The 711-nt window shown below is 56.4% G+C and carries 1 protein-coding gene; it reads left to right on the top strand.

The window, feature by feature from the left end:
- A partial coding sequence (locus E1189_RS01400) for a hypothetical protein (protein ID WP_196220972.1) occupies positions 1-711 on the top strand: 711 nt, incomplete at both ends.

Here is a 711-nt window from a genome sequence, read left to right as displayed (position 1 = left end):
GGCCATTTAACGGAAGCTCTACCACTCTTTGAATACCTTTATGAAAAATACTCAGGCTCTCTTAATGATGCAAAAACACATGGGTTAGCACTGGGCAGATTGCTCCAGGCCATGGGGAGCACAGGTAACCTTGAAGCGGCCCGGGAGATCTTTATCCGGCTGCGCACTCGGGTGGCAGGTGGGGTGGCGAACATCCCTTGTGATGACAAGGAGATCGAACTGGCTCTGGGCAGGCTACTCCAGATTATGGGGGGCAGGGACAACCAGATGGAGGCTCTGGGCATCTATACCTGCCTGCGCGCCCGTGCGGCCGGGGGGCAGGCGAATACTCCCTGTAATGACAAGGGAATTGAACTGGCTCTGGGGATACATCTTCAGCATATGGGAGGCCTGGACAATCAAAAAGCAGCCCTGGACATCTTAACCCAGCTGCGTACCCGGGCGGCCGGGGGACAGGCGAACACCCCCTGTAATGATAAAGTCATCGAGTTAACGCTGGGCAGATATCTCCAGACTTTAGGGGGAGGAGACAACCTGCAAAAGGCCCTGGAGATCTTTACCAGATTACGCACCCGGGCGGCCGGGGGGCGGGCAGACATCCCCTGTGATGACAAGGAGATCGAACTGGCTCTGGGTAGATACCTTCAGCTTATGGGAGGTACGGAGAACCTGAGAGCAGCTCTGGCCATCTATACCCGGCTACGTACCCGG

The organism is Parendozoicomonas verongulae, assembly GCF_009711465.1.
Taxonomy (GTDB): domain Bacteria; phylum Pseudomonadota; class Gammaproteobacteria; order Pseudomonadales; family Endozoicomonadaceae; genus Sansalvadorimonas; species Sansalvadorimonas verongulae.
This window is presented reverse-complemented; position numbering and strand designations above follow the sequence as displayed.